The 26,339-nt window shown below is 33.7% G+C and carries 21 protein-coding genes; 17 read left to right on the forward strand and 4 right to left on the reverse strand.

Annotation, left to right across the window (positions count from 1 at the left end; all coding sequences use genetic code 11):
* Positions 1-335 precede the first annotated feature (335 nt).
* Complete coding sequence (locus AC3IS6_RS17560) at positions 336-695, reverse strand: hypothetical protein (RefSeq protein WP_489161256.1); 360 nt, start codon at positions 693-695, stop codon at positions 336-338.
* A 271-nt stretch (positions 696-966) separates the two neighbouring features.
* Between AC3IS6_RS17560 and AC3IS6_RS17565 the strand changes: the two genes are divergently transcribed.
* The 11 genes from AC3IS6_RS17565 to AC3IS6_RS17615 all read left to right on the forward strand — a co-directional run bounded on the left by AC3IS6_RS17565 (position 967) and on the right by AC3IS6_RS17615 (position 13,743).
* Positions 967-1,389, forward strand: a complete 423-nt coding sequence (locus AC3IS6_RS17565; RefSeq protein WP_489161258.1) for a helix-turn-helix domain-containing protein — start codon at positions 967-969, stop codon at positions 1,387-1,389.
* A 245-nt stretch (positions 1,390-1,634) separates the two neighbouring features.
* Positions 1,635-3,197, forward strand: coding sequence for a type I restriction-modification system subunit M (locus AC3IS6_RS17570; protein ID WP_489161259.1), 1,563 nt, complete (start codon positions 1,635-1,637; stop codon positions 3,195-3,197).
* Positions 3,197-4,501 carry a restriction endonuclease subunit S gene (locus tag AC3IS6_RS17575; RefSeq protein ID WP_489161261.1) on the forward strand — a complete coding sequence of 435 codons (1,305 nt, stop codon included), beginning with the start codon at positions 3,197-3,199 and terminating at the stop codon, positions 4,499-4,501. The genes AC3IS6_RS17570 and AC3IS6_RS17575 overlap by 1 nt, the downstream gene beginning before the upstream one ends.
* A 3-nt stretch (positions 4,502-4,504) precedes the next feature.
* A complete protein-coding gene (locus tag AC3IS6_RS17580) occupies positions 4,505-5,125 on the forward strand; it encodes a hypothetical protein (RefSeq protein ID WP_489161262.1) in 621 nt (206 codons plus the stop codon).
* 108 nt (positions 5,126-5,233) lie between these two features.
* Positions 5,234-5,908: a hypothetical protein gene (locus AC3IS6_RS17585; protein ID WP_489161264.1), complete on the forward strand. Its 675-nt coding sequence runs from the start codon at positions 5,234-5,236 to the stop codon at positions 5,906-5,908.
* Positions 5,895-6,497 (forward strand): hypothetical protein, encoded by a 603-nt coding sequence (locus AC3IS6_RS17590; RefSeq protein WP_489161265.1) that lies wholly within the window; start codon positions 5,895-5,897, stop codon positions 6,495-6,497. The genes AC3IS6_RS17585 and AC3IS6_RS17590 overlap by 14 nt, the downstream gene beginning before the upstream one ends.
* An 11-nt stretch (positions 6,498-6,508) precedes the next feature.
* Positions 6,509-9,382, forward strand: a complete 2,874-nt coding sequence (locus AC3IS6_RS17595) for a type I restriction endonuclease subunit R (protein WP_489161267.1) — start codon at positions 6,509-6,511, stop codon at positions 9,380-9,382.
* Between the two features lie 25 nt (positions 9,383-9,407).
* Positions 9,408-10,493, forward strand: coding sequence for a hypothetical protein (locus AC3IS6_RS17600; RefSeq protein WP_489161269.1), 1,086 nt, complete (start codon positions 9,408-9,410; stop codon positions 10,491-10,493).
* Positions 10,486-12,318: a hypothetical protein gene (locus tag AC3IS6_RS17605; protein ID WP_489161271.1), complete on the forward strand. Its 1,833-nt coding sequence runs from the start codon at positions 10,486-10,488 to the stop codon at positions 12,316-12,318. The genes AC3IS6_RS17600 and AC3IS6_RS17605 overlap by 8 nt, the downstream gene beginning before the upstream one ends.
* A gap of 236 nt (positions 12,319-12,554) precedes the next feature.
* Positions 12,555-13,463 carry a DUF5655 domain-containing protein gene (locus tag AC3IS6_RS17610; protein ID WP_489161273.1) on the forward strand — a complete coding sequence of 303 codons (909 nt, stop codon included), beginning with the start codon at positions 12,555-12,557 and terminating at the stop codon, positions 13,461-13,463.
* A 55-nt stretch (positions 13,464-13,518) separates the two neighbouring features.
* Positions 13,519-13,743: a hypothetical protein gene (locus AC3IS6_RS17615; protein ID WP_489161275.1), complete on the forward strand. Its 225-nt coding sequence runs from the start codon at positions 13,519-13,521 to the stop codon at positions 13,741-13,743.
* A gap of 142 nt (positions 13,744-13,885) precedes the next feature.
* On the opposite strand, the gene AC3IS6_RS17620 is transcribed toward AC3IS6_RS17615, so the two are convergent.
* Both AC3IS6_RS17620 and AC3IS6_RS17625 read right to left on the reverse strand, forming a co-directional pair.
* Positions 13,886-16,207, reverse strand: a complete 2,322-nt coding sequence (locus AC3IS6_RS17620) for a beta-N-acetylhexosaminidase (RefSeq protein WP_489161277.1) — start codon at positions 16,205-16,207, stop codon at positions 13,886-13,888.
* A gap of 233 nt (positions 16,208-16,440) precedes the next feature.
* Positions 16,441-16,899 (reverse strand): RNA methyltransferase, encoded by a 459-nt coding sequence (locus AC3IS6_RS17625; protein ID WP_489161278.1) that lies wholly within the window; start codon positions 16,897-16,899, stop codon positions 16,441-16,443.
* A gap of 144 nt (positions 16,900-17,043) precedes the next feature.
* Here AC3IS6_RS17625 and AC3IS6_RS17630 point away from each other — a divergent pair, with 144 nt between their 5' ends.
* The 3 genes from AC3IS6_RS17630 (at position 17,044) to AC3IS6_RS17640 (ending at position 18,700) form a co-directional block, all read left to right on the forward strand.
* Positions 17,044-17,721: a DUF4386 domain-containing protein gene (locus AC3IS6_RS17630; RefSeq protein WP_489161280.1), complete on the forward strand. Its 678-nt coding sequence runs from the start codon at positions 17,044-17,046 to the stop codon at positions 17,719-17,721.
* Positions 17,722-17,938: 217 nt separating this feature from the next.
* Positions 17,939-18,493: a hypothetical protein gene (locus tag AC3IS6_RS17635; protein ID WP_395339489.1), complete on the forward strand. Its 555-nt coding sequence runs from the start codon at positions 17,939-17,941 to the stop codon at positions 18,491-18,493.
* A 3-nt stretch (positions 18,494-18,496) separates the two neighbouring features.
* Positions 18,497-18,700 (forward strand): helix-turn-helix domain-containing protein, encoded by a 204-nt coding sequence (locus tag AC3IS6_RS17640; protein WP_173967666.1) that lies wholly within the window; start codon positions 18,497-18,499, stop codon positions 18,698-18,700.
* A gap of 193 nt (positions 18,701-18,893) precedes the next feature.
* Here AC3IS6_RS17640 and AC3IS6_RS17645 read toward each other — a convergent pair whose 3' ends face one another.
* A complete protein-coding gene (locus AC3IS6_RS17645) occupies positions 18,894-20,933 on the reverse strand; it encodes a site-specific recombinase (protein ID WP_489161282.1) in 2,040 nt (679 codons plus the stop codon).
* A 377-nt stretch (positions 20,934-21,310) separates the two neighbouring features.
* On the opposite strand from AC3IS6_RS17645, the gene AC3IS6_RS17650 reads away from it, so the two are divergent.
* From AC3IS6_RS17650 to AC3IS6_RS17660, 3 genes are all read left to right on the forward strand, one after another.
* The gene (locus AC3IS6_RS17650) at positions 21,311-21,715 is read left to right on the forward strand and encodes an HYC_CC_PP family protein (protein ID WP_489161284.1); all 405 of its coding nucleotides are present in this window, start codon (positions 21,311-21,313) and stop codon (positions 21,713-21,715) included.
* Positions 21,716-21,793: 78 nt separating this feature from the next.
* Complete coding sequence (locus AC3IS6_RS17655) at positions 21,794-23,179, forward strand: TolC family protein (protein WP_489161285.1); 1,386 nt, start codon at positions 21,794-21,796, stop codon at positions 23,177-23,179.
* A gap of 10 nt (positions 23,180-23,189) precedes the next feature.
* Positions 23,190-26,336, forward strand: coding sequence for an efflux RND transporter permease subunit (locus AC3IS6_RS17660; protein WP_489161287.1), 3,147 nt, complete (start codon positions 23,190-23,192; stop codon positions 26,334-26,336).
* Positions 26,337-26,339: the final 3 nt, after the last annotated feature.

Consider the following 26,339-nt stretch of genomic DNA (forward strand, 5'->3'; position numbering starts at 1 on the left):
AACTTCTGTGGCAAATTTAAAATTATTTTTCTTTTTGCCACAGAAGTTGTGGCAAAACTAATTTTTATTTTTATTTTGCCACAAAAAAAATGTAATAGTAAAATGTTCACAGCATGAGCAAGCAAATGCATGGTATTTAAATTATGCATGAAACTTTACTTTTCCTGACCCGCTGGACGCCATTAATGAAAAAATATTCAACACATAGAAACATAGATTTTAAACTGTATAAAAGAATACAAAACAGAAACACGTTTCTTTCACATAGTTTCCTATGTGCCTTTAAATAAAATGAAACGCCTTATAAACGCAAACCAAACTATGTTGCTATGTGTTTACAAAAAAATACACACCACGTTTTTTTTTAATACCGTTTCCGCAGCCAGCAACTGACTTACTTCGCTCAAAAATTCAAGTTCATCCATAGGAAACAACTGTAAGACCGTTTCCAGAATAAGCCCCACATTGATTGTTTCACTCTTCTCTGTGTCTATAAACTTAGACGCCTCCTGATCCAGCGCCACTATGCACAACCTGAGCATATTGGTGATCACGCAACCCAGCTCATAATAATTGACAAACTTCAGTTGCGCCGTATTACTTTGTGTTTGATCTTCCCCCGGCTTTAAGGTGTGGAAATAACGTGCCGTTAGCTTTTTAAATTTTTCCAGATTCTCCATTTCATTTCGCTCCATAGTAGTTTGTTTTAATATACTTTCTAAATCTTTTTAATCCCATTAATCTGTGGTTACTATTTTTCAAACATAGTAGAAACATAGTTTCTACTATGTTTAAATAAATTTACCTCTCTCAAGATTAATCATAAGAAAAAGTTTACTTTTGTTTAACAAGCCGCAAGAAAAGAATAGATTGCACAAACGCCAACTTTTTTTTGCTGTATGGTACACGACCAAATATGTTTCATACATCTTGCCTCTTATTATACTTAATTATTATCTTTGAATTATGAACACACAAACGAAACCCAGCCATATAGGTCGAAAAATTAGCCGTATTCGTGAACTGAAAGACATGAAACAAGAAGCTTTGGCACAAGCTTTAGGAACCAACCAACAGGCCATTTCTATTATAGAAAACAGCGAAACCGTTGATGAAGAAAAACTAATTCAGATTGCAAAGGCATTAGGGATAAGTGTGGAAGCCATTAAGAACTTTTCAGAAGAAGGTGTGTTTAATTACTTTAATACTTTTACTGAAAATGACTTCAGTAATAGTCAGGGTGCTAATTTTGGAAACAATAATACATGTACTTTCAACCCACTTGATAAGTTAATTGAATCCGTAGACGAGAATAAAAAACTTTACGAACGCCTACTGCAAGCTGAAAAAGATAAAATCGAATATTTGGAAAAGCTACTGAATAAATAGAATTCTATTATTATAATTACGAGAGACTGCTATTGCAGTCTTTTTTATTTTATCCCTTTGCTAAAACACTGCTGTAAAGTCTCAGTAAATTTAAAATAATTAATAAAAATCATAGCAGTATTAGAAGAACTCAGAAGAAAGAGAATTCTTTATTTTTTTACGGTTTTCCTCTTTTGACTTCCATATATATTCGATATTTTAGCACTCCTTAATATTCGATTTAATACAAAAACAATAATTGCTTAATGGCAGCCGAACAAAAACAAAAATTAGAACAACAACTTTGGAATATCGCAAACACCCTACGCGGGAAAATGGATGCCGATGATTTTAGAGATTACATATTAGGTTTTATTTTCTACAAATACCTGAGTACAAAAATGGATTTGTACGCTAACGAAATACTACAACCAGACGGATTAACTTTTCAGGAAGTTCCAGGGCATGCCGATGAAGCTCTGCTGATGGAAGAATTAAAACAATTGGCGATTGATAAGTTGGGCTTTTTCTTAGAACCATCAGAATTGTTTTCGGAATTAGCCAAAAGAGGAAATGCAGGCGGAAAAAATAATTTTATCCTGGGCGATTTAGCCAAAGTACTCACACATATTGAGCAAAGTACAATGGGTTCTGAAAGCGAAGAAGATTTTGGAAACTTATTTTCTGACCTAGACTTAACTTCACACAAACTTGGGAAATCTGAGGCGGATAAAAACGAATTGATCGTAAAAGTATTGATTCATCTTGACGAGATCGATTTTGATCTGGAAAATACCGACAGCGATGTTCTGGGCGATGCTTACGAATATTTGATAGGACAATTTGCCAGCGGAGCGGGAAAAAAAGCAGGAGAATTTTATACGCCACAACAAGTAAGCAGTATTTTGGCACAATTGGTAACTGTTGGTAAAGACAAACTAAAAAGTGTTTACGACCCTACCTGTGGTTCCGGTTCATTGTTATTACGTGTAGCCAAAGAAGTAAAAGAGGTTAGCGCTTTTTACGGACAGGAAATGAATCCTACGACCTACAACTTATGTCGTATGAACATGATTATGCACGACGTACATTACAAACGTTTTGATATCAAAAACGAAGATACTTTAGAACGCCCACAGCATTACGACCAGCGTTTTGAGGCTATTGTGGCTAATCCTCCCTTCTCGGCAAATTGGAGCGCAAGTCCTTTACACATGAACGACGAGCGTTTCTCCGACTACGGAAAACTTGCCCCTAGTAGCAAAGCCGATTTTGCTTTTGTACAACACATGGTGCACCAGTTAGACGATAACGGAACAATGGCGGTGGTTTTACCTCACGGTGTTTTGTTTCGTGGTGCTGCCGAAGGACACATTCGCCAATATTTGATCAAAGAAAAAAATTATCTGGATGCCGTAATTGGTTTGCCTGCCAATATCTTTTACGGAACGAGTATCCCGACTTGTATTTTGGTTTTGAAGAAAAAAAGAACCCATGCCGAAGACATTTTGTTTATAGATGCCAGCCAGCAGTACGAAAAGATAAAAACACAAAATGTATTGCGTACCGAGGATATTGACAAAATCATCAACGCTTACAAAAACCGTAAACCTGAAAACAAATACAGTCATGTCGCTCTTTTAAGCGAAATCGCCACTAATGATTACAACTTAAACATTCCTCGTTATGTAGATACTTTTGAAGAGGAAGATGCAATAGATTTAAAAGCTATAAGCAACGAATTGCGAGAATTGGAAACACTTGGCAAAACTACCGATGCAACTATAGCAGCATTTTGTAGTGAATTAGGAATTGAAACCCCATTTTAATGAGTACAATGACTTTACATAACGAAAAGAAAAAGACTTTGGTGCCAAAATTAAGGTTTCAGGAGTTTGAAGAAAAAATTAAAGAAATAAAATTTGGCAAAGTCGTCCAGTCAAATATTTACGGACCTAGGTTCAATGCTAATGACTATAGTGATCTTGGTAATGTTAGAACCATAAGAGGAACTGATCTTAGTATTGATGGTGAAATAAGATATGATCAGGTTCCACTAGCTTTACTAGATGAAAAAATGATAAACACTCATAAATTATTGGAGGGTGATATCGTTATGATTACAACTGCTGAATGTGGCGCCACAGGTGTTTATCGAAAACAAGAAGTTGATTATCTTTCTAGTGCATATGGAGTCAGATTGAGACTAAATGAACTTGGATACCCTTACTACTTCAAATATTTTTTTCAAACTCGACAAGCAAAAAAAGAAATCAATAGTTATATTAGAAAGTCTACCATAGCTAATTTGCCAGGTTCAGATATTTTAAGAATTAAAGTTAATCTCCCAACCTTTCCAGAACAACAAAAAATAGCTTTTTTTTTAAGTGCGATCGATGAAAAAATCCAGCAACTTTCTCGCAAAAAGGAATTATTAGAGCAATACAAAAAAGGTGTAATGCAGCAATTGTTTTCTGGTAAATTGCGGTTTAAAAATGAGAATGGGGAGGACTTTCCGGATTGGGAGGAGAAAAATTTTGGAGATATTTTCACATTTTACACTACCAATTCACTTTCGCGAGAAAAACTTAATTATGAAAATGGAGAAGTTAAAAACATCCATTATGGAGATATTCATACTAAGTTTAAAACACTTTTTAATATAAATAATGAATCTGTTCCTTTTATAAATTCAGATTTTGATATTTCTAAAATAAAAAATGAATGTTATTGTCAAGAAGGAGATTTAGTTATTGCTGATGCATCCGAAGATTATGCAGACATTGGTAAATCAATTGAAATAGTTAATCTGCAAAATGAGAAAGTTGTCGCGGGTCTTCACACTTTCCTTGCTAGACCTAATAAAACCAAAATGTATATTGGTTTCTCAGGCTATATTGTACGCTCAACAAATTTCCGCAAACAAATTATGACAATTGCACAAGGAAGTAAAGTTTTAAGTATTTCAACTGGCCGATTAGCAATGGTAAAAATGAAAATCCCTAATGTTTTAGAACAGCAAAAAATTGCCGATTTTTTATCAAGTATCGATACCAAAATAGAAAGTGTAAACCAACAAATAGCCCAAACGCAAACGTTTAAAAAAGGGTTGTTGCAGCAAATGTTTGTGTAATTTATGAATAGAAAAATTATAGATTATATTGTTGTCGAGTTTGTGAAAGTCAAATATGAAGATCCCCCGTATTATTCTATAACACATAAAGGAGAGGAACTTAAAGTAGCCTTACATATTAAAAATCTAGATAATGAAATTTTAATTCTTGAACACAAAAAAATGCTTCTTCAAGAAGTAATTAATTATATCAATCACCTTTTGAATACAATTGGAGATTTTTCAAACTATAAAGTATCTGAGGATGCTATTTTATTCTATCAAGAGAAGCACAATGATTCACATCCGTTAAAACGAATAACCTATTATGATTCTTTAAATGAAAATGAGGACGAATATTATCGAATAGAACTTCAAAAAAAAGTTCAAATAAAGGGGAAAGAAACTACCGCGCTTGATAAAAAAATTGCAATTATCAAAAATGAATTGCAGAAGCTAAAAATTAAAGAAAGTGTCATAATAGAAAATAATAAAAGTCTTGATTTTGAAAATTTCCGTACTGACTTTGAAAAAAGTGTACTATACTATTTAGAAAAAGGATATGAGCCTCAAGGCGGGGTGTCAATTTCAAAAAACGATTCTAATTATATGGTTTATGGTCAGGCAATGGTTAAATATGAATAATCAATTTAGCCGATAAGGTACTAAGGAAAAGTAGAAACATCAAATGAACGAAATACAGAGCTTTAATAAAGGCTTGTTTGGGGTAATGCTTGCGTAAAATAATATTATATGATTTCATACTTCCACAAAAGAAAGGGTACTTTGGGCCCATGTGAAGATAGCTTAACAGCGGTAGTCTTTGATACACTAAAATATTTACCTGTAGGAATGTTTTGGTCGATTCTTAAGGGTTCGCTGTACCACGATAAATTACCTGCCGATTCAGGTAATGCGTTGTCTATTTCATTCTGGGACAAATGGAAATCTAAAAACACCTCTAATTCTAATTTTGTTGAACCTGATCTTTTTTTGCGATTCAATGAATTTGATGTCATTATTGAAGCAAAAAGACGCAATGAAAAGCAACAAAGCAGCGCTCAAATGGAAAATGAAATTCAGGCTTATTACAATGAATATGATCATGAGGGCAAGCCCTTGTATTTTATTCAATTAGGAGGTTTACACCATATAAACGACGAGCCTGATTACTGCATACACGACAAAAACGTTGTGATTTGTAAAACCAACTGGTCGAAATTATTAGAACAAATAGTTTCACAAAACAATCGGGTTAAAAATAGCGACAGTAGTATTTTTGCCGCTTACAGCCGTATTCTTGAAGATTCAATCAATGGTTTTGCACTTCATCAATACTACAAAAAAAGGTGGCTCAAAAACTTAAAAGTTCAAAAGTCAAATCACAATCAATCTTTAGAAAATCTATTTCCTTATGTCAGAAAATAATACTGATACCTTATTAGAAGTACGCAAAGCTTATCGTCTTTTATTTGAATATCAAACAAGAATTTTAGATTTAGTCGATTTCATTGGAAGTTCTTATGGTTATAGTTATAATGGAGGTTACTCCAAATTCAGTAATGGAAGTCCAAATAATGGTACGGGAAAATTAACCCAATGGGCTTGGGATTGGCTTAGCATGTATTTTTACGAATTTAACTTTGGAAAAAAAGATGAAAAGACTTTTGCCGTATTTATAGTAAATGATACCGGATTCTTTCAAACAAGAAAAAAGGGTAACGTTTTTCAAACAAAAGTTAGTTCTTTTGACGCGGTTGAAAATTCTAAAACAAAATTAATTTTTGTAGTTGGAAAAAATACTTGGGATGGATGGGGAAAAGACTGGGACGATGACCATTTTATTTTAGACAAAGAAGGTCACAAAAAAACAGAGGACAAAATAATGCTTTTTAAAAGTTATCCGCTGGAAGATTTTTTTGACGAAGACAACGCCATTGAAAATTTAAGAGACTTTGAAAATTATTGCAAAAGTTTGGAAGTAGATTTTAAATACAAAGAGAAAGCTGTATCCTAAAAACATCACAAATGAGTCATCAATCTGAAGCCGCATTAGAAAATAACTTAATCAAGCAATTGGTTGGTTTAGGTTTTACGTCTGTAAAAATACAAGATGGAGAATCTTTGGTTGCTAACCTAAAAAGCCAACTCGAGATTTTTAACCAAACCACTTTTACAGTCAAAGAGTTTGATGCCATTTTGAATCACCTGGCAAAAGGTAATGTTTTTGAAAAAGCCAAAACACTCCGTGATCGCTTTCAACTAGATAAAGAAGACGGTACTTCTTTTTATGTTCGCTTTTTTAATACAGAGGATAGTCGACAGAATTTATATCAGGTTAGCAATCAAATAAGTCTGGAAGGAAGTTACAAAAACCGCTTTGATGTAACGCTATTGGTAAACGGTTTACCCTTAGTGCAAATTGAATTGAAACGTTCCGGAATTGAAATCAAAGAAGCGTTCAATCAAATCAATCGCTACCAAATGCATTCCTTTTGGAGCAATCATGGGTTGTTTCAATACATACAGATCTTTGTAATAAGCAATGGTGTTAATACCAAATATTTAGCCAACAACAAATTACAATCAGTCAAACAAACGTTCTATTGGGCAGATGCCAACAATAAAAACATCACCGACTTAACTGCGTTTACTGCCAGTTTTTTAAATCCTGATCATTTGGGTAAAATGATATCTCATTACATCGTGATAAACGAGACGCATAAGGTAATGATGATATTGCGACCGTATCAGTTTTTTGCTACAGAGGCGATCATTCACCAAGTCAAAAATTCTAATGACAATGCGTATATCTGGCACACAACAGGTTCCGGTAAAACCTTGACTTCTTTTAAAGCAAGTCAAATTGTAATGGAACTGCCGCAAGTCTACAAAGTAGTTTTTGTAGTGGATAGAAAAGATCTGGATTACCAGACCATGAATGAGTTCAATGCTTTCAAAAAAGACAGCGTTGATGTTACCGATAATACACAATCCCTGATTAAACAATTAACGGATAATACGAAGCTTGTTTTAACTACCATTCAGAAATTAAACAATGCAGTTTCAGAACGCTTTAAAGGAGCTATTGAGCCTTTACGACATAAGAAAATCGTTTTTATCTTTGATGAATGCCACCGTTCTCAATTTGGAGAAACTCACGAACGCATCACAAAATTCTTTGACAAAAGTCAATTAATCGGTTTTACAGGAACACCTATATTTGCTGAAAACGCTTCTAAAAATGATTTAGGAAAACGAACTACCAAAGATTTATTTGGCAATTGCCTGCACAAATATGTGATTACCGATGCTATTCGAGATCAAAACGTTTTGCGATTTGGGATTGAGTATGTTGGGAAATATAAAAACAAAAGCAATTCTTTTATCGATATCGAAGTCGAAGATATTGATAGACAAGAAGTACTGGACTCTAAAAAGAGAATCAATAAAATTGTTGATTATATTATTGCTTATCACAATCAAAAAACCTTTAATAGAGATTACTCTGCCCTTCTGGCCGTAAGTAGTATCGATAATTTGATTCAGTATTACGATCTTTTTCAGCAAAAGAAAGAGGCAGGAGAACATGATTTACGGATCGCAACTATTTTTACTTACGGTACTAATGAAGATTCAGATGAAGCACAGGATTATATTCCGGATAATGATCTTGATATGGCAGCAGAACCCGCAAGTCTGTATGAGTCTAGTCACACGAGAGATAAACTCGAAAAATACATAGGCCATTACAATGTTATGTTTAGCACCAGTTTTACCAACAAAGACAGCTCTTCATTCGAAAAATACTTTCAAAACATTAGTAAGCGATTAAAAAATCGTGAAAAAGAAAATTTCAACAATGAGCAAGATCGCTTGGATATTGTGATTGTTGTAAATATGATGTTAACCGGCTTTGACGCCAAAAAAGTGAATACACTGTATGTAGATAAAAACCTCAAGCAACATGGTTTAATACAAGCTTACTCACGAACAAACAGGATTTTAGGAGAACAGAAGTCCCAAGGAAATATCTTATCGTTCAGAAACCTCAAAAAAGCAACTGATGATGCCATTACTTTGTTTTCGAATAAAGAGGCGATTGAAGTAGTTACAATGCCCGATTACGAAAAAATAGCAGAGAAGTTTGATGAAGCATTAAAAGCATTAAGAGAAATAACCCCAACTTATGAGAGTGTAGATAATTTAGAAAGCGAAGAAGATGAGGCACAATTTGTCCAAGCCTTTAGAAAATTAATGCGGGCAATGAACATATTGCAATCTTACACTGATTTTGACTGGGATGATTTACCAATTGACGAACAGGAATTTGAAGATTATAAAAGTAAATATCTTGATTTATACGAAAAGGTAAAACAAGACAATCAGAAACAAAAGACTTCTATATTGGATGATATTGATTTTGAATTGGAATTAATTCACAGAGATCAAATCAATGTAGCTTACATCTTAAAATTGCTTGCGCAATTAAAAAATGCTAAAACTACCGATACAGCAACAGCCCAAAGAAAAGTAATAATTGACTTGATGGGTGGTGACATTCAATTAAGAAGCAAAAGGGAATTAATTCAGAAATTTATTGACGAGAATATGCCACTTGTAAAAGATGGAGATTCTATTGAAGATGAATTTGAAAAATTCTGGCAAGATCAAAAAGTTCTAGCATTGGGCAAGCTCTGTGAAGAAGAGCATCTTGATAAAGCACAATTCAAAGCCTTAATTGACACTTACATCTACAGCGGTCGGGAACCTATAAAAGATGAAGTTTTTCAATGTTTAGACAATAGACCAAGCATTTTACAAGCCCGCACAATAGGTGATCGAATTATTACTAAAATGAAGGAGTTTGTAGAGGTTTTTATTAAAGGAATGATGGCCTAGTGATAATTAAAAAATAATATTATTTATGTTCTCTAAAATAAATTCAACACTTAAATATCAAGCCAATAATAGAGTGAAAAATGAAAATTCATTTCTTTACGAGAATTTTCATAAAATATGTATAAATCACTTCTTACATTTCAAACATTGGTATTACATTGTGATAATTACTGTTTCGGCTTTCTTTTTCCTCCAAACTATAGATTTCGATTTCTTAAATTTCATAGACGTAAAAGATGAAGACATAAAACAAGTTATTGAGAATCGTACAACAAATATAGTAACATTAATAAGTGTAACTTTTGCTGTAATTGGTTTCCTAATTGCTAATTTAGCTTTTAAAGATAGTTATATATATAATCTAATTTTTACAAATTCACGCTTTTTCTCAATTACATATTTTGTACTCACTCTTATTGCTTCTTTCATAACGCTGTCTACGCTAAAAAGTCAAATACCAATTGAATACGTAAAAAGGATTTTTTTAGTGGGAACTTATTTAATATTGATTGGTATATTTTTTATCGGTTATCTATTTACAAGATTGATACAATATACCAGTGATAAGTACTTATATGAAATCATAAAAAAAGATTTCCGTTTTCAATCAAAAAAATTTTTAATCGAAATTTTAAACGATGACTATATGAAAGGAATTGCGTTTAACGAAATCGGTTTTGGTGTTTATAGTAATTATTATCAAAACAGATTCAAAAGTTATACAAATGCCAAATTACCAGCCGGCACTATCGTACGAGATATAAAAATCGAGAACGTTAAAAAAATATTATTCAAAAATAGGATACCACTACATAACGTCTATATAAATATAAATTACGAGGACAAGTTTTCAATTAATCAAAATGGTTTCTTTTTCATTTTGGGAAATAGCCAGACTATTAATTATGAAGAAGTTATAAAAAAGCTTAATAAATGTATCATTCTAGAGAAATCTAGCACAGATATATTAGCAATTGAAGTTGTTCTAGATTACATAAATCAAAAAATAATTGAACATACCTCCAAAAACAATCATAAACAAGTCTCCGAATTCACAAATATATATGATGAATATTTTGAACTTCAAATAAAAACTAAATCATATGCTTAACAGATTTAAATATAACATAGGCAAAGAGATAGAGTTAAACATTATTTCAGCGATAAAAGCATCATTAAAATCGGATGCTAAAGATAGTTTCTCTTCTATTGATGGATTTATACTTCAATCCATCAATAATTTTTTTAGAAAAGATAAAATAAGTGAGTTTATATATTTTTTAAAACTTGTAGAACAATACTATATTATAGCTACAACTGGTAAAAATCAAAATGAGACATCTAAAATAATTCTAAACAGATGTAGCAAAAGACTATATGAATCAATTTTACTTCCAAATTTCGATTTCGAAAAAGCTTCTTATGAAGATAAGGAAAGAATAAACAAATATAAATATCAAATTTTTAAATCTTTTAACAGAGTTTTCTTTGAAACTGTTAAAAACAAGGACCTGTCTGGTTTTAAAAGGAACATAGAGCAGCTAAACTTAATTTTTATGGGAACTAATCCTGACCTATTCCCCTTATCTGAAAGCCTTGTTGATAGTCCTACTATTGAAAAAAGTAATAACCTTTTTGTTGATATGAAATCACAAATATATTACAATCAAACCTTATTGGGGATTAAGTATTGGATCTATTTCCTCTATGAAAAAAATGAAATAGAGCTCGATTTAATGAAGAGCTTTTTACAACATCTTGAAAAGACAAAAAAAATAAATACTTTCTTCTGGGAGATAGAATATTTATTCTCCGAATTGAATTCAATTAAAGGTTTAACACTTTACGATTGGAGTGCCTGGGATTACAAAGAACATGACGAAGGTAGATCTTATTCACTACCAAATGTACAATCCTGGATAACAAAAGGGTATGTAATAGACTCCTTAAAACGTAAAAATTTATCAATAATAAACGTAAATTCTGAAATTATATCAGATAATCCGCAAAATAAAGAGATGTTAATCAGTATACTTAAAGAAGATCTCGATAAGATTAAGAATAACGAAAAGTGGCAAGTTTATTTAGGTGAAATTGATGATAAAAATATTAAAAATCAATTGGGTTTATTAGAATTTTCTTTTGCTAGTAAAAAAGCAAAAGAAATTTCTGCAACTAAACTAGACGATACATTAATTGCAGATTATAGAAAACGTTTTTTGGAGGTGTGGAAAAAAAATCAAATCATTAGAGATATTTTTAATCATTTTGGAAAGAAAATTGAGTACCATGGCACTGATAAACTCAAATTGAATGGAAATAAAGTTTATTTTGAAAATGGAAAAGTTTTATTTATTAATGGACCGCATCATGTTAATATTAATGGAACTGAAGATTATGGTCGCCAAATGAATGTAGATGAAGAATCTTATTTTTTGAATAAAGTTTATGAAGCTAAAGTCCCAACAATTTATGAATCTCTTATTTATGGTATTGAAGATTCAATTACAAAAATCAAAGAATTCGAAATAACGGCTATCATTATTGATAATAACTTATTATATACAAATGAGTTTAAAAGCTTATTATCAGAATCTGTTGAAATTCCGCAATATTTCTATAAAGGTATTCCAGTATTTACAATTAATAATAATAGTTTAAGAAACCGCTTTATAATTGCAAATTTTCAGGAAGCATTTACCATGTTGTACAGAAGTAACGAAAACTTACTTGATAGAGAGCTTAAAGTTGATGTTTATGAAGTTACTCCGGAAATTCTAAAAGAAAAATTAGTAAATAATGGAAACCCCAACTTATCTGAAGAAGATAATAAAGATAGAATTATGTCTTCTGTGATAATTGATTTTGAAGTTATCGTTGATTTTAAAATTGAAAATGAAAATGCATTTGTAATAGGTTATGTTGAAGAGCTATGAAAGTTCTATTAACTTTTGAGGAAGCTATTCTGATTACTCTGATTTGGTATTAAAAAGGAAAAATTCACTTCAAATTTTGATGAAACTGATAATTTCATTTGTACTAGTGAATTAGATACTAAAGGAAAAAATAGATTTTAACAAATATGTTGAGAGCAACCACAATGAAAATAAACTTAGCCTTTTAAATAAAATGGATTCAAACTCCATAAAATTGAGAACTAAATAATTTTGCCATGAATTTATATCAATCCAAAAACAACAGTAATCTTATTAGTCTAAAAGAAAAACCTTTTAAACTGGAAAAAGAAATTCAAACCTTGTTTGAGGCTAATCTTTTTGAGTTGATGGGTTTAGAAATGGTCAAATCAGAATTTGTGATCAAAGGGAAGCGTATTGATACGTTAGGATACGACCCACAATCGAAAGCATTTGTTATTATTGAGTACAAAAGAGATAAAAATATAAGTGTTGTCGATCAGGGTTTTACTTATTTAAGTCTGATGTTAGAAAACAAAGCCGATTTTGTTTTAACCTATAACGAGACCTTAAAAAAAGCCATTCACAGTACTTCGATAGACTGGTCGCAAACCCGGGTTGTTTTTGTGTCTCCTGGTTTTACCGAAAACCAGCGTTTGGCTACCAATTTTAAAGATATTGCTATCGAATTATGGGAAGTGAAACGCTATGAGAATGATTTGATTAGCATTAATCCCATCAAGAAAACCAAATCGGCCGAAAGTATAAAACCTCTAACTAAACAAAGTACCGTTATTAAATCGGTAACCGATGAAATTAAAGTTTATACAGAAGAGGACCATTTAAACGGCTCATCGGAAGAAATCAAAGAACTGTATGAAAATTTTAAAAATGCCATTTTAAACTTAACCGATGACATTGAAATTGTCCCTAAAAAGTTATACATCGCTTTTAAAAAGAATAAAAATATAGCGGATATGGTTATTCTAAAAAAAGGAATCAAAATTTTCATTAATCTGAAAAAGGGAGAACTAGATGATTCAAAAGGTTTAATGAAAGACGTTTCAGAAAAAGGTCATTGGGGAAATGGTGATTATGAAACCATCGTAAGTGATACTCATAACTTAGAATATATTATGAGCTTAGTTAAACAGGCTATTCAGTAATTCAAAATAATAGAGTAGAAAAAAGCATTTTATAACATAATTACTATTTTATACTATGAATAAAGCACCTTTCGCCATAGGAAGTTTTTTAAAACACAACACTGGTAGAATCATACAATTACAACGATATGCTACACAAGTAGTTCCTGTTTTGCGTCAGTCTCTAAATGTCCCAAATCAAAAAATTATTCCAAATTATAGGTATCTCTATGGTATAGATATTGCTTCTAAGGAAACTTTCGAAGGCTCTACCAAGGATTTTGAACTGGTAATTTTATAATAAAAACCTTTAAGCTTTAAAGCCATTTACCTACAATTGTTGTTAAAAAGTCGAGAGGCTTCAAAAAGCAGAGATTCTAGACTGACTGTTTCCCTTGACTTAATGATATAATTATTCTGTAATTCAAAATAAATAAAACGATTTAATCCACCAAAATCTCATCTACAAACAACCAGCAACTCCCTCCTCTCGGGTCTTTTTTTAAATTGGTAGCAATTACTTTTACAAACCTAACCTCTTGTTTTTCAAAATTGATTTTAAAATCTTTCAACTCCGAATTCACATTCACCGCAAAGGGACGTTTGATTTTCCCTACTTCTTTATAGTTAATATTGTCCTTTGACACTAAAACTTTTAATTGTGTTGGAAAATAAATCCCGGCACCTTGACTTTCTAAAGTTCCAATTGCTACCTTTTCGATACTTTGTACTTTTTCAAGATCGATTACAATTTCCATATCATTAACCAGCCATGCCTGCCATTGACCATCATGAAAATTTTTGGACCCTCTGATGGTATTGACCATTACAAAAGGTCCATCTCCTTTATAACTTTGGCTATAGGGCGTTAAATAACTAGCCTTATGCCCAAATGCCTTATGAAATACGATTGTATCGGTAAATATTCTTCCAACTGGTTTATCATTTTGAAACAAAGAAGCTTTTAAAACCGTTGTTTCTTTAAACGGAATAGGATTTACATATTTTATGGCATGATGTTCTATGTTTTTATCTCCTAAAACATAACGAATGTCCGAATCTTGAAATTCATTTTTAAGTGTAACCTGAATCGCTTTTTGGTTTAAATCAGCCACAGAAGTAGCCGTAACCAAATAAGCACTTTTAGCATAATTGATCCCTAAATAATCATATCGTTTCATCAAAGAAGGCAATCTGGAAGTAAAATCATTCCAATTGCGATTTTCTTTTGTACTCCACAAAACTTCAGACAAAGCAGCCAGTCTCGGAAAAATCATGTACTCAGAAGCTTTTGGACTTGTAATATATTCTGCCCATAAATTTGCTTGTCCGCCTAGAACATGACTGGCTTCCTGTGGGCTCATTGTAGCAACAACGGGATCAAACTCGTAAACCTTATTCAGTGGATTATAAGCATCAAAAGCCAAAGGCTCGACGTTTTGTGGTCCTTGATAAAAATTAAAATAACATGGTGATTCCGGCGACATGATAACGTCATGACCTTGTCTTGCTGCTTCGGTCCCTCCTACCGTTCCTCTCCAACTCATTACAGTAGCTTCGGGAGCCAAACCGCCTTCGAGTATTTCGTCCCAGCCAATTATTTTTTTGCCTTTAGAATTGATGTATTTCTCCATTCTTTTCACAAAATAACTTTGCAGCTCATGAGCGTCTTTCAGTCCATTATCCTTCATTCTTTTTTGACAATCCGGACATTTATCCCAATTGGTTTTAGTTGCTTCATCACCACCAATATGAATGTATTTTGAAGGAAAAATGGTAATGACTTCATCAATTACATCTTGCAGAAATTCGAAAGTAGTTTCTTTACCGGCACAGTAAATATCTGTAATGGGCCATAATCCGCCCGACGGAACTCCAATTCTCTGATTGAAACAAGCCAGTTCAGGGTAAGCTGCAATAGCAGAACTTACGTGTGCCGGCATTTCGATTTCGGGAATGATTTCTATATTTTTTGCTGCCGCATATTTTACAATTTCTTTTAGTTCTTCCTGAGTCAAAAAGCCTCCGTAAGTTCCTTTTTCATCCGGATTTGTAACCAATCTTGCATTCCAGGCCGCATTTTCCTGATCGACTCTCCAGGCTCCAACTTCTGTAAGCTTTGGGTATTTTTTAATCTCAATTCTCCAACCCTGATCGTCAACTAAATGTAAATGCAAAACATTCATTTTATGCATTGCCAATCGATCAATGGTCTCAATGATATAGTTTTTATCAAAAAAATGACGCGATAAATCCAACATTAATCCTCTCCATTGAAAACGAGGCTCATCTGTAATAGTTAGATTTGGAATCTCCCATTTCGCAGCTGTTACGATGCTTTTACTTTCAATACTTTCCGGAAGCAATTGTCGAATGCTTTCTAAACCGTAAATAAAACCTGCATTTCCTTTTGCCGTAATTACAATGTTTTCTTTATTTACCTCCAACAAATAAGCTTCGTTTTTTAAAGCTGCATCGACTTTAAACTGCACATAATTTCTTTTTGGAAGGATACTTGAAATTTCAGGACGAAATCCTGCTGCACTTCCAAATTTGTTTATTAAAACCGTAGCGATTTCTTTCTGAGCGTCGCCATTTACCACAAACTTAGTCGTTGCAGAAAACTGAAAATTTCCTTCTTTAAGAACCAATTGCTTTGGTTTCGGAATAATTTGAATGTCTCTTTCTACCTCTACTTTTTGACCGTAAACGGTGCTTAAAACAGTCAGAAAAAATACAACAAAGATTGGTTTTAGTATTTTCATACTTTATTATTTTAAGGATGTAAAAATTTTAAACTGATACTGATAACTTTTGTCTCCTAATAAAGAACCGCCAATAAAATATGATGTGTAAGTCGAAAGTTTAAAAGTCAAAAGGGTTGATACCCATAAAACTATTTAAAAATCTAAACACTATAATTTTATCTGTTTTTTCTAGAATACGACATTACATTGTAATTATTACTTAATAGGTAACCAACCGACTTTTAATTATTCTAAGAGCGTGGTTTTGGTAAGTTTCTGTCGTACATAATAATAGTTCCGGCGACAGCCACATTTAAACTCTTTATGGATTTAAACTTTACCAAATGATGGCATTTCTCCATTACTTTTTTAGACAGTCCATGATCTTCCGCACCCAATAAATAAACACAACGTCTTGGATGCTCATAGGTCTCTAAGTCGGAAGCATTTTCGTTTAGTTCAACGCCTACTAAACGTGCTCCTTTAGGTAAATTTTCGAGGAAAGCTTCAAAAGTATCGTAATGAAAATAAGGAATTGCTTTTACCGCATCATGGGTATCACAAGCTTGTTTGGCATATCGATTGCCGATAGTAAATATAAAGGTAGCCCCCAAATTTTGAGCAGATCGCCACAAAACACCCAAATTCTCAGGCGTTTTACCATTTTGTATCCCTATCCCAAAATATTCATTTGTAAAATTATCATTCATAAAGGCAAAAGTACAAACTGTACCTACATAAATCAATATTTTATTGAGAGGAAACGAAAGCTCTGAATTAGTTATTAAATAGTATAGTTTTAGAACGTGTAACAGAATCAACTTATTGGCGTCTTATTTTAAATCCAAAACCAAATGAAGACACCTAAAAAAACAGCCCGAATTGCAGGTCTACTCTATTTAGCAGTAGTCCTGACAGGAATATTCAGTTTAGCTTATGTCCCTTCTAAACTTATTGTCTGGGATAATTTAAACACAACATACAATAATATCAAAGCAGCTGAATCGCTTTTTAGATTTGGAATTGTAGCCGGATTGTCTTGTTATCTTTTCTTCTTTTTCTTGGTGCTGCAGCTTTACAAACTATTCGAACCCGTTGATAAAAGTTATGCCAAAACGATGGCGCTTTTAGCTATTTTAAGTGTACCTGTTTACTTTTTGAATGCTCAGAATCAATTTAATGTGCTTTCTTTACTAACAGATAATAGTCTTGGTTTATCGTTGGAGCAAATCAAATTGCAGGTTATGCTAAATCTCAATCAATACGATAACGGCATGCGAATAGTACATATCTTTTCGGGGCTTTGGCTATTCCCTTTTGGTTATTTGGTCTACAAATCCGGCTTTTTGCCTAAATTTTTCGGAATTCTATTAATGATGGGATGTTTTGGGTATCTGATCAACTTTCTAGGTAACACTTTGATTTCAGATTATTCAACACTTGGAATTTCTAAATATATAAGTATGCCTGCCACATTTGGTGAAATTGGAATTTGTTTGTGGTTATTAGTTTTTGGTGTAAAAGAGAAATAATTTGGTCAATGAAATATACGAAACGGCATTAAAAGAAAACTTGAATAAATACTATATCCTCAACTGTAAAATAGTTGAGGATTTTTTTCGTTTCAAAAGCCTTGATTTTACTAGTCTTTTGAAATATATTTTACAAAATTGATTATTTTTCAGTATAAATTTATTGTTTATCAATAAATATTTATTACTTTCACATAAAACTTTTAAACTAAATGTTATGGAAATTAAAATTAGTACCCAAACCATACTGAAAGTATTACACGTACTTTCGTGGATTATTTTTGTTGGATTATGTATCGAAGCGGTTGGAATACTGACAAAAACAGTTGCTACCCTAACGCTAAATCCCAATGATGCGGCTAAATTTTGGAAATCAGTTGATTTAACTGAATTGTACCAATATAATCAAAGCCAGTACATAACACTTAGCAGTGTTATTATTATTACTGCTTCATTAAAAGCAATATTGTTTTATTGCATTATAAAAATTTTCCTGAACAAAAACCTCAACATTGCGGCACCGTTTAATAACTTATTCAGGAATTTTATACTGACACTGGCTTATATATCGTTGGGCATTGGTTTATTCTCTTCATGGGGAATAGAACTGGTAAACAATTTATCCAATAGCGGTCTTAAACTACAAGACATTCAGCAACTACAAATTGCCGGTTCTGACGTTTGGTTATTCATGGGTGTAATACTGTTTGTTGTAGCTTATATTTTCAAAAAAGGTATCGAATTACAAGAAGAAAACGAACTAACAATATAAGCTATGGCAATAATTGTAAACTTAGATGTGATGATGGCAAAACGAAAAATGTCATTAAACGAACTTTCCGAAAAAGTAGATTTAACCTTATCTAACCTTTCCATATTAAAAACCGGAAAGGCAAAAGCCATAAGATTTAGTACTCTCGAGGCCATTTGTAAAGTACTAGAGTGCCAACCTGGAGATATTTTAGAATTCAAAGATTAGATGGTCGAAAATTATTATACTTAAAATCATTTCATAAGAAAAATGCAATCAACGGAAGAACTCAGGTAAAACAAAAATCAATCTTTACATCACGTAAAAATAGATGCTTTACTCGCATTCTTTTTTGTAGTCGTACAGATGAACAAAAAGAATTGCTTTCTTTTACCTGAGTCCTTCCTGATTGTAAATAATATTATGGTGTATTGTTTTTTGGAGGAAAAAAGAAATGTGATGGCTTATTTAAAAAATACCTGAAGATTGCTCCCGCCACGAGTCTTAACTCTAAAAGCGGAATGTTTCGGGAACGAAATGCAAGCCCTAGTGATAAGCTAAAACTAACCATAAAATTAACTAAACCAATAAGCCCAATACCTATAATTGACCACAAAAACATCCATTTGGTTACGCCGAAGTCAGCACCATACAAAGCCATTGCAAAATTTCCACTTGCAAAAGTAATGTGTCTGATATCAATGTTTAACCCGAAGAAAATTCCAATGAAGGCTGTACTTCCCATGAAAACACCAAACCAGAAGTTGGAAATGATTCCTGCCCATTTGTTTTCATATAATTTCGCCAGTTTCTTAGTCAGATTCTTTCCTAAGCTTAATTTGAGTAACGGATGCTCCTGAATACGATAGTAAATATGATTATGTTTATCACGATTGGCAATACTTCCCGCAATAATACCTGATAAAAATAAAAAGACTCCCGCTATCGCAGCATGGAAAATCGCCGCAGAATAAATTGGATTCAAATCATTGATTAAAGTTGGCCACTTTTCTTTTGCGATGTTATAATGAAACGTTTTATCGATAAGCCAGATTCCGAGTAATGAAACCGGAAAGGCAATAATTACATTCCCTACAAAAGCAATAAACTGCGAGCGAAATACTCTGGCGAAAAATATGGCAAATTCTTTATACTTATAGTCTATTTTGTCCTGCGTTTTTTGTTTAAATCCTTCCTGCAGTGCTCTAACCAAAGCAGAAGCCGTCATTGCCGGTTGCTTTGTTGCCAATGTAAATCCAAGGATGTAAATTATAATAAAACCTATAGAATAGTTCATGCTGTACAAAAAGACATGTCCAAATCCGCTGGTTTCTACTTTACCCAGTAAAAGTTTTATGATACATAGTATTCCTACTATAAAACCTCCCCCAGCTGCAGAGTATAACATTTTATAATATTCTTTTCGACCATTAGTGATATAATGTTCTCCTGTATTGGCTGTATGCTGCGTTATTTCGTAAGATAGCAGTTGGGTACTTTCGTTAATTAGTTTCTGAATATTATTTTTATCGCAATTGTATTTAATGAGTTTATAGGCGAGCGAAATTGTATTTTTTTTAGCAATTTCTTCTTTGCCCTGAATCAAAAGTGGTAATAATGCTTTCAGGCGTTGGAGTTGTTGGCGGATTCGCAACAGACTTTGATTCACTCGCAATGAGATACCAAATTTATTACTGTTCCTGAAGGCCGTTTCTATATAATCTGTGCATTGTTTGTGCAAGATCAACAATTGTTTATACCCTAAATCCTCTTCAACAATACAATTTTTAGGAGATTCGAGCAATCTCTCATTTATAAGCAGTAATTCGCGTTGAAAAGCAAGGAACGGACTTTCATAATTTTCATATTCGGGTACCATCTGGATTACATCTGTTTCCATCGCACATCCACAGATACGATAAGTAATAACTTCCATTGCAAAAACGAGTTCAGTAAGCGATGATCTCTCTGTTTCTAATCCATAAATTGTTTGAAATTCTAATAACGAGAATAGCTTTAATATTTGCTTCTTAGGTATTTTCTTTACCCATATTGGGTCGGTATTGACAAAAAACACCTGATTTAAGATAAATTGTAAGGTATCTTTTTCCGGCTGCTCAGGAATTAATTTAGCAAAAATCCTCTTGCGTACTTCAAAAAAGAAATTAGCATCCTGAAGAATCCCTGCATCCGAAAGGATCTTATTGAATTTCTTCTTTTCTAAATGAGCGTTGATACAATCCATGAGCCCATTGCGATAATTCGAATTTTCCTGAAGCAGATTAATGAGTTCCGAAAGATCAACCAGAGTAATCGTTTTGGGGTCCTTAGGCCGAATCAAATTTACCAGTTGCACCAGTAATTCTACATTTTCATGCTTAGATTCCCATAACTGTTCGTTATTAAAGTTTTTTTCAAAATAGTCTTCTAATGTCATTTTTGATTTTCTTCTCAATTTCATTCTAATCCAGTTTAATAATTACCATCTTTTTTCAGCTGACACGAAAAAAGCAATTTATTCCCATACTGCAATATACTGTTTAGGAATTACTATCATTTTAATTTTATCTTAAAGTATAGTCATAACATTTTTTTGAGGTAGAATTTTAACTCTTACCAAATTTCTAATTTTATTTCTTTATCGAATATGGAAAGGATCAGAGGAATATAAACTTCTACTTTTTCATTTATATATTATTTCAAATAAAGTGATTTACATTCTACTTTCCGGTAACTAAACCTGGAGTCTCTATCAGCCTAAATTTATAAATTTTGCAAAATTCAACCAAAATTTTACAACAGTTTTATGACATAATAGAACAACCTTTGCAACTGATTATGAAAAAAGCACTTTTAATACTTCTTTCGGTTTTTTATCTGGTATTGTCGTCAGGCTTTACTACGATAACTCATTTTTGCAAAGGAGTACAACAGGAAACCAATCTGTTTGGTGATATTCCAGTTGGAAAAGTTTGCCCGAAATGCGTTGCGAAAAACCAGCAAAAAAGCAAAGATTGCTGCAAACATAAGGCACAATTTCATAAAGTTACCGAAAAGGTACACCAAACAGCTCCCAGTGATCTGGTTCCTAAATTTATTGGAATTGCGCTCCCTATTCATTTTTACGAAGTAGTATTTGGCTCTTATTCACCTAAAGTCAACAAAGCCGAATATTCTTTCGCAACATTTATTCCGATACGGAATACCCCTCTGTATATTTTTTACTGCGTCTACCGTATTTGATTTTAAGCAATTGAACGAACTCTAGCATTTATCCCAAATGTTATACGATTTCTATTGTTTAATTTTTAAATACATACTATGAAAATGCAATATTTTGCATTGGCAATGTTCTGTATTGTTTCCGGAAATCTCTGGGCACAAACGGTAACGTTACCCAATGCTCTTGAACGCTCTATTCAAAATTTTGAAAAAATAAAAGCCAAAGAAGCCATTGTCAATGCTTCAAAAGAAAACACCATCTATCAAAAAAGCCAGTATTTACCTGACTTTACTTTAATGGCACAACAAAGTTATGGTACCATTAATGCCCAAAACGGGCCCATGTATAGTTATGGCGGATTAGGCAGCGCTGCAACCTCAATGCCTTTACAGGACCAAAACTGGAATGCCGCTTTTGGATCACTGTATCTTGCCAATGTCAATTGGAATCTTTTCACTTTTGGAAAAATTAAAACGCAGGTTGCCATTGCCAAAGCTGATGAAAATGTGGCGCAAAAAGATCTCGAACAGGTAAAATTTCAGCATCAGGTAAAAGTGGGTGCTGCCTACCTGAACCTGCTCGCTGCCCAGCGCATTAAATTTGTACAGGACAAAAACCTGGAGCGCGCCCAAGTGGTCGAAACAACTACAAAAAGCCGTGCACAAAGCGGCCTAATCCCTGAAGTAGATTATTCTTTGGCAAGAGCCGAGGTTGCTAGTGCAAAATCGGCTGTCATAAAGGCCTACGATATGGAACTGGATCATTCAAAATCACTAGCCGTAATGCTGGGTGAAGAATATCAGATTTATAAACTCGATAGCGTGTTTACTACTAAAACACCTGTGATTCTTTCTCAGCCTGTTGTGGAAACAAGTAAACATCCTATACTCGAATGGCGAAGAAGTGATATTTTAAAAAGCGAGCAACAGGAAAAATTGCAAACTGTACTCGCTTTACCAAACATTTCGGCATTTGGAGTTATGCAGGGACGCGGTTCGGGTTTTGACTGGAATTATATGCAGGACAATACCGCATTCTCAAAATCCTATGCAGACGGTGTTGGAATAGATCGGAGCAATTATATAGTTGGAATCAACTTAAGCTGGAACCTAACCAACATCTACCGTCAGTCCTCTAAAAAGCGTGAACAAAAGTTAGTTACTCAATCGCTTCAAAATGAATATGAGTATATAAATCAAGAACTTATTGCCCAGCAAAAACTTGCCGGTGACAAACTGAAAAACGCTTATGAGAATTTTGAAGAAACAAAAACACAAGTAATCGCTGCTACAGATGCTTACCGTCAGCATACTGCTCTGTACAATAATGGTCTTACCACAATTGTCGATTTAACGCAATCCTTTTACACACTCAACAGGGCAGAAATTGAATATGAAATTGCCCAAAATAACATCTGGCAGGCTTTATGGATTAAAGCCGCTGCGACAGGCAATTTAAACATTTTACTAAACGCGATACAATAAACCCGAAATTATGAATTTAATACGTTTTGCCTTGCGCAAGCCCATCTCTGTTATGGTGATGGTGCTGGGGCTTTTGTTCTTCGGGATTAAAGCTTCTAAAGAAATAAAGGTCGACATCTTACCTGATATGAATCTTCCTGTGGTTTACATAGCCCATTCTTTTAATGGATATACACCGCAGCAAATGGAAGGTTATTTTACAAAAATGTATGTAAACATGATGCTGTTTACCAGTGGTATCGAAAGCATTGAAACAAAAAATACTCAAGGACTTACCTTAATGAAAATTAATTTTTATGAAGGTACAGATATGGGGCAGGCGATTGCCGAAATCAATGCGCTCTCCAATCGTTCACAGGTGTTTTTACCTCCGGGAGCTCCGCCTCCGTTTATTATTCGTTTTGATGCTTCCTCCCAGCCTGTTGGTCAGCTGGTGTTTAAGAGTAAATCGAAAACAAACAATGAGTTACAGGATATAGCCAACTTTACGGCACGTCCGTTTCTTATTAAAATTCCGGGATTAACCACCGCTCCGCCATTTGGAGGAAGTCCAAGAACGATCGAAATAAACATCGATCCGAATAAACTGCGTACCCATCACTTAACGCCTGAGCAAATTGTTGAATCTATTAGCCGAAATAACATTACATCACCTTCAGGTAATATCTATGTTGATGATATTAATTATTTGACTCCTACGAACAATACCATAAAAGAAGTAGCTGATTTTGGAAACATTCCAATTTTTAAAAATGGGGTCGATAATATCTATATCCGTGATGTGGCTACCATAAAAGACGGAGCCGATATCACTACCGGTTATGCCCTTATTAATGGTACCAGATCGGTTTACATTAACATTGCAAAATCGGGTAACGCCTCAACCTGGGACGTGGTGAAAAACCTTAAAAAGGCGATTCCTGCTATTCAGAATAATTTACCGGATGATGTTGCAATTTCATACGAATTCGATCAGTCCGTATATGTTATCAATGCCGTAAAAAGTTTAATTGTCGAAGGTGTTTTAGGAGCCATGCTAACCGGATTAATGGTGCTTTTATTTTTACGTGACCGAAGAGCTGCTTTAATTGTGGTGCTTACCATACCAATCTCTATTATTTCAGGAGTATTATTCCTTAAATTATTTGGACAAAGCATCAATATCATGTCATTGTCCGGACTGGCATTGGCCATTGGAATTTTGGTGGATGAGAGTACGGTTACCATAGAAAATATTCACCAGCATTTTGCCATGGGTAAAACTAAAGCTAAAGCCATCTTAGATGCCTGTAGGGAAATTGCATTTCCTAAACTATTAATCCTGTTGTGTATTCTTGCTGTATTTGCTCCTGCCTTTATGATGACGGGAATACCGGGATCGTTATTTATACCACTCGCACTGGCCATCGGATTTTCGATGTTACTGTCTTTTATATTGTCACAAACCTTTGTTCCAGTAATGGCAAACTGGTTAATGGTAAACAAAGAAGATCACGAACATACGGAAGATAAGTTCGACAAATTCAAAAATCGTTTTGTACAATTTTTACAATCGATAATGGGCAAACGCAAGCCTATTTTAATCGTAAGCTTTGTCGCAGTAGCAATAAGTGCCTTCTTAATGTACAACATTACAGGTAAAGACGTATTGCCTACCGTAAATTCAAGTCAGTTTCAGGTGCGTATTAAAGCTCCTGAAGGAACTCGAATAGAAAAAACAGAGCTAAAAATAAAACAGGTTTTACACGAACTCGAAGCTATCATTGGCAAAGATCATATTGCTATCTCATCAGTATTTATTGGTCAGCATCCTTCTTCTTTTGCGGTAAGTCCGATTTATTTGTACAATGCCGGTCCACATGAGGCCTTAATGCAAATTGCGCTGAAAGATTTTGACGGCAATACAAATGAACTAAAAGAAAAAATTCGTAAGCACATGAAGGAAAAAATGCCGGAACTGCATTTCTCTTTTGAACCTATCGAGCTTACAGAAAAGATTCTAAGCCAGGGAACCAACACTCCTATTGAGGTTCGTTTCTCCGGAATGATGAAAAAAATGAATGTAATGTATGCCAACAAGCTTTTGGCTAAACTAAAAGAAATTGATTATTTAAGAGATCAGCAAATTCCGCAATCCTTAAATTATCCGGCTTTCGAAATCAATATTGACAGAGTAAGAGCTGCTCAGCTGGGGATCGACGCGCAGGATATTGCACGTTCTTTAATACCTATCACAGCTTCTTCCCGTTACACAAGTAAAAACATGTGGGTAGGCGGAATGATGGGAATTGCCTACGATGTTCAGGTGCAAACGCCTCAGAATATTCTAAACAGTAAAGATGAGTTAATGAATGTTCCGTTAGGAAAAAATTCAGACCGACCAGTTTTGGGCGATGTTGCAACGATCACTCCAACAAAGGTAGTAGGCGAAAGTTACAATTTGGGTACCATGGGTTACACACCCGTTACGGCAAACATTCATAATACCGATTTAGGAAGGGCACAAAAAGACGTACAGGCTGCAATAGATTCAATTGGTGAATTGCCTAAAGGAGTTAATGTTCAGGTCTCTGGAATGGTTCCTGTTTTAGAAGAAACCATGAACAGTTTGGCTACAGGATTATTAATTGCGGTAATCGTTATTTTCTTAATGCTTACGGCAAATTTCCAATCTTTTAAAGTATCCTTAGTCATCTTAACGACTGTACCTTTTGTAATTCTGGGTTCTTTGATCTTAATGAAACTTACTGGTTCAACGCTGAACTTACAATCCTATATGGGAATTATTATGTCTGTAGGAGTTTCTATAGCCAATGCCGTTTTACTGATTAGTAATGCCGAGTCTCTCCGTTTACAAAATGGCGATGCCCTTAGTTCGGCTGTTCAGGCGGCTGCATTGCGTATACGTCCGATCATTATGACCACATTAGCCATGATCGCCGGTATGCTTCCAATGGCTATCGGACATGGAGAAGGCGGTGATCAGGTAGCTCCATTAGGAAGAGCTGTAATTGGCGGATTAATTGCCTCTTCGTTTAGTGTATTGATCCTATTACCATTGGTATTTGTATGGATACAAAACAAAACATCCACCAAATCACCTTCTCTAGATCCTGAAGACGAAAACAGCATTCATTATATAACGTTAGAAAAATAAAAC

The organism is Flavobacterium sp. KH_035 (genome assembly GCF_057839565.1).

Bases quoted from the DNA above. Each gene is read 5' to 3' on its own strand.
- AC3IS6_RS17560 (WP_489161256.1), bottom strand. From the start codon at position 695: ATGGAGCGAAATGAAATGGAGAATCTGGAAAAATTTAAAAAGCTAACG.
- AC3IS6_RS17565 (WP_489161258.1), top strand. From the start codon at position 967: ATGAACACACAAACGAAACCCAGCCATATAGGTCGAAAAATTAGCCGT.
- AC3IS6_RS17570 (WP_489161259.1), top strand. From the start codon at position 1,635: ATGGCAGCCGAACAAAAACAAAAATTAGAACAACAACTTTGGAATATC.
- AC3IS6_RS17575 (WP_489161261.1), top strand. From the start codon at position 3,197: ATGAGTACAATGACTTTACATAACGAAAAGAAAAAGACTTTGGTGCCA.
- AC3IS6_RS17580 (WP_489161262.1), top strand. From the start codon at position 4,505: ATGAATAGAAAAATTATAGATTATATTGTTGTCGAGTTTGTGAAAGTC.
- AC3IS6_RS17585 (WP_489161264.1), top strand. From the start codon at position 5,234: ATGATTTCATACTTCCACAAAAGAAAGGGTACTTTGGGCCCATGTGAA.
- AC3IS6_RS17590 (WP_489161265.1), top strand. From the start codon at position 5,895: ATGTCAGAAAATAATACTGATACCTTATTAGAAGTACGCAAAGCTTAT.
- AC3IS6_RS17595 (WP_489161267.1), top strand. From the start codon at position 6,509: ATGAGTCATCAATCTGAAGCCGCATTAGAAAATAACTTAATCAAGCAA.
- AC3IS6_RS17600 (WP_489161269.1), top strand. From the start codon at position 9,408: ATGTTCTCTAAAATAAATTCAACACTTAAATATCAAGCCAATAATAGA.
- AC3IS6_RS17605 (WP_489161271.1), top strand. From the start codon at position 10,486: ATGCTTAACAGATTTAAATATAACATAGGCAAAGAGATAGAGTTAAAC.
- AC3IS6_RS17610 (WP_489161273.1), top strand. From the start codon at position 12,555: ATGAATTTATATCAATCCAAAAACAACAGTAATCTTATTAGTCTAAAA.
- AC3IS6_RS17615 (WP_489161275.1), top strand. From the start codon at position 13,519: ATGAATAAAGCACCTTTCGCCATAGGAAGTTTTTTAAAACACAACACT.
- AC3IS6_RS17620 (WP_489161277.1), bottom strand. From the start codon at position 16,207: ATGAAAATACTAAAACCAATCTTTGTTGTATTTTTTCTGACTGTTTTA.
- AC3IS6_RS17625 (WP_489161278.1), bottom strand. From the start codon at position 16,899: ATGAATGATAATTTTACAAATGAATATTTTGGGATAGGGATACAAAAT.
- AC3IS6_RS17630 (WP_489161280.1), top strand. From the start codon at position 17,044: ATGAAGACACCTAAAAAAACAGCCCGAATTGCAGGTCTACTCTATTTA.
- AC3IS6_RS17635 (WP_395339489.1), top strand. From the start codon at position 17,939: ATGGAAATTAAAATTAGTACCCAAACCATACTGAAAGTATTACACGTA.
- AC3IS6_RS17640 (WP_173967666.1), top strand. From the start codon at position 18,497: ATGGCAATAATTGTAAACTTAGATGTGATGATGGCAAAACGAAAAATG.
- AC3IS6_RS17645 (WP_489161282.1), bottom strand. From the start codon at position 20,933: ATGAAATTGAGAAGAAAATCAAAAATGACATTAGAAGACTATTTTGAA.
- AC3IS6_RS17650 (WP_489161284.1), top strand. From the start codon at position 21,311: ATGAAAAAAGCACTTTTAATACTTCTTTCGGTTTTTTATCTGGTATTG.
- AC3IS6_RS17655 (WP_489161285.1), top strand. From the start codon at position 21,794: ATGAAAATGCAATATTTTGCATTGGCAATGTTCTGTATTGTTTCCGGA.
- AC3IS6_RS17660 (WP_489161287.1), top strand. From the start codon at position 23,190: ATGAATTTAATACGTTTTGCCTTGCGCAAGCCCATCTCTGTTATGGTG.